Genomic DNA, 3337 nt, shown 5'->3' with positions numbered 1-3337 from the left:
CCGCCGCATTGACGCCGGCAAACGAGATGCCGTCGGCGCCGGGATTGGTGATGCTGATGTCGCCGAAGCGGATCGCCGCCGGCGAATCCGAAATGGCGATCGCCGGTCCGGTCGTGTCGGAGATCGTCGTCGCACCGTTGACGGTGAAGCTGCCCGCGACATTCTCGAGCACGACGCCCGACGTGCCGCCGCTCTGGCTGATCGAGTCCAGCACCACATGAGCGGTGATCGGATCGATGAAGACGGCGGTGCCGCCATTGCCCGATATTGTGCCGCCGGTGGTGGTGAACGTCCCGCCGGTCGACGTGCCCTGCACGGTGATGCCGCGGTCAGTATTGTCCTGCGCATTGATGGTGGCGAAGGTGTAGGTGCCCTTGCCGCTGATATCGAGACCGTCGTCGAGATTGCCCTGCAGCAGCGTCGTGCCGGTGAAATTGTAGGTGCCGTCGCCTTCGATGTGCAAGCCATCGAGGCCGTTGCCGGTGGCGGTGAAATTGGAGCCGGTGATGCCGGTCGAGCTGCCGGTGAAGTCGGCGCCGTTGCCGCCCGCACCGGTGACCGTCACATTGGTCAGCGTCGCGCCGGTGATGTTGTTGCCGAAAATGCCGTCGGCGCCGCCGGTGATGGTGATGCCGTTGAGCGTGTTGCCGTTGCCCAGCGTGATGACCGGGTTGGCGACGTTGGTGCCCTGGATCGTGCCGTCGCTGCCGCCCAGGTTGAAGGTGCTGGTGCCGCCGCCGAAAAGCCTGGCGGTGACGCTTTCGCCGCCGCCGATGACGGTCTGTCCATTGGCAAGCGTCACGCCGCCGGTCGTCAGATTGCCGTTGCCGCCAAGCGCGACGACAAAGCCGTTCGCACCCGACTTGGTCACGGCGTCGTCCAGAGTCGTCGGGTCGGCCAGCGTGCCGGCGCCGGCGAGGCCGCCATCGGCGAAATAGAACTTGCCGAAGGCGGCATTGGTGGCGGCGTTGATCGCGACACGCGTCGTCGAGCCGCCGGTCAGCGTCTGCGACTGGACGCGGACCCCGATATCGCCACGCACGCGTTCGTTGACGCGCTTGCGCAGGCCTTCGCTGACCGGATAGACCGGCTCCGGCCCGTTGTCGGCCCCATTGGCCGCATTGTCCGAGCCGCTGCCGGGATTGAACGGGATGTTCAGCCGCACGCTGCCGGCGAACTGGGTGTCGTCGCGATTGTCGTTGCGGACCTCGCCGGCGAAGACCAGTTCCGTGTTGCTGCCGAAGACATCGCCGATCGTATACTCGAACCCGGCCTTGGCGCCTGTGACGCTGCCGTCGTCGCCATGCGGATCCTCGAAGTGATAGCCGCCGATGTCGAGCCGCAGCGAATGCTTGTCGGGCAGGGCGACCGGCACCTGCGCACCGATCTCGCCCTCGATGCCCCACGCGGCGTAGTCGCGGTGGTCAAGGACCGAGATCTGCTCGATCAGCTGGTTGCTGACCATCGACAGGGTCGAACTGGTCGAGTGATCCGTCGAATCGCCCTTGATCGGCAGATAGACGTTCACATGCGCATCGAAATGTGGCGTGATCGCCTCGGCGCCCAGCGTGGCGGCGGTGAACTGGGTGGAGTTGTAGTTCTCGAGGTTGAGATAGGCGTAGCCGCCGATCATCAGGTCCGGGTTGACGATGCGGCGAATGCCGAGGCCGACATCCTGGCCGGAACCATCCTTGAAATCATGCTTGGCCCGGACATCCAGGAACAGCACGGATTCGGCCGTCTGCTTGAGCGGGATGAAACCTTCGAGCGCGCCGTTGCCGCCATTGTTGTCGGCGCCGATGATGGCGCGGATCTGCGGCTGCCACAGGCCGTTCGGATCGGCATGGGCCGTCAGACTGGAAAGACCGAGCGCCAGCGTCGTCAGCGCCGTCGTCTTCCAAAGATGCCTGGCGATTTGCGAACGGCGATAGCCAGCGCGAATGTGGAAATCCTCCCCACGCGCCGCTATCTCACCAACTTGCCGAGAAGTCTCGGTAGTTCCCATCCCTGGCGAGTCCTTCGGGGACTACACGCGCCCCGTGTAGATTCTTACTCGAATTCTATTGTATAGCGAGTCCTGGCCGATCCGATTTCTAGAGCTTTCCTGCAAAATTGCTCGCTGTGTCTGAAAGGCCACAGTAATTTCGCCGGCTTGCTTGCCTCCGGCTCGGCTTTCGGAACAGTCGCGAGTGTTGTATCAAGCCATGCTCGGGAGAATACCGGGGCGCGGCGAGGAAACATGCAAGGCATCCGGCAAAACAACATGGCACTTACTTTAGACAAGTCTAATTTACTTGGCGTGGCCGCGGGGCTGGCCGCCCTGTGGCTTGGTCTGGCCGCCGGCCCAGCCCTTGCCGAAGATGCCAAGCCGGCCCAGCCAAAGCCGGCTGAAACCAATGCAAAACCGGCCGATGCCAATCCGTGGGCGGTGAACTGCTCCTCCGGTTCGGCGACCACCGAGCTTCAGTGCCAGGTGTCGCAGAACCTGACCGAGGCCAAGACCGGGCAGCGCGTGCTGACCGTGACCGTGCGCCGCGACAACGGCAATGGCAGCCTCGCCATGCTGCTTGCCCTGCCGCACGGCCTGTTCCTGCCGTCCGGCGCCTCCTTCCAGATCGACCAGGGCCAGAAGACGACGATTGCCATCCAGACCAGCGACCAGAACGGCGCCTATGCCGCCACGCCGTTGTCGGCGGATCTCATCAAGGCCATGAAGTCCGGGACCAATCTGAACATCGGCATGGAATCGGTCACCCGCAAGCCGGTCACCATCCCGGTGTCGCTGGCCGGCTTCACCGCCGCCGTCGCCAAGCTGGAATCGATCAAGTAGCTGCTGTCAGCGGCTTGATTGTGCGCACCCGGAATGCTCCGTTGCCGCTTCGGACAGTGGAGAAACCCATGACAGGCTTTGTCGATCGCCAGCGCGCGGCGCAACTGATGGACCGCGCCGGCATCGAGGCGCTGGTGCTGTGCGCGCCTGAGGCCTTCCACTATGCGACCGGAGCCTCGATCGGGCCGTCGGGACTGTTCCGGCGCGCCGGCGCCGGCTTCGTCGTCATCCCGGCTGGCCAAGACTTGCCGGTGGGCGTCGTGGTGGCGGATTTCAATGCGGGACAGCTGCAACTGGCTCTGTCGGATGCCGTCATCCGCAGCCACCCGATCTGGATCGAAACCGCCACGCTTGACGCCTCGACCGCAGGGCAAGGGCTGGCGCAACGCGTCGAGGCCGGCCTTGCCTCGTCTGGCCGGGCGCCTGGTTTTTCCCGGCCGGCAACATTCGAACTTGCCCGTTCCGTCCGCGAACTGAAGGAGATCCTGAGCGGGTTCGGACTTGAGC

At 64.5% G+C, this 3337-nt stretch carries 2 protein-coding genes and 1 pseudogene; 2 read left to right on the top strand and 1 reads right to left on the bottom strand.

The features are described from left to right. On the bottom strand, positions 1 to 2005 hold a 2005-nt coding region (locus EN906_RS27970), incomplete at its 3' end, for an inverse autotransporter beta domain-containing protein (protein WP_206529185.1). A 258-nt stretch (positions 2006 to 2263) separates the two neighbouring features. Between EN906_RS27970 and EN906_RS27965 the strand changes: the two genes are divergently transcribed. Beyond that, positions 2264 to 2830, top strand: a complete 567-nt coding sequence (locus EN906_RS27965; RefSeq protein ID WP_236382972.1) for an invasion associated locus B family protein — start codon at positions 2264 to 2266, stop codon at positions 2828 to 2830. Between the two features lie 68 nt (positions 2831 to 2898). Further along, positions 2899 to 3337 (top strand): annotated as a pseudogene (locus tag EN906_RS27960) (aminopeptidase P family protein); the annotation flags it as partial.

It is taken from the genome of Mesorhizobium sp. M7A.F.Ca.CA.004.06.1.1, assembly GCF_003999135.1.
Classification (GTDB): Bacteria; Pseudomonadota; Alphaproteobacteria; order Rhizobiales; family Rhizobiaceae; genus Mesorhizobium.
Note: the sequence above shows the minus strand (reverse complement) of the source record. Positions and strands in the feature narration are given on the sequence as shown.

Excerpts from the sequence above, each read along its gene's own strand:
- EN906_RS27965 (WP_236382972.1), top strand. The coding sequence starts at position 2,264 with ATGGCACTTACTTTAGACAAGTCTAATTTACTTGGCGTGGCCGCGGGG.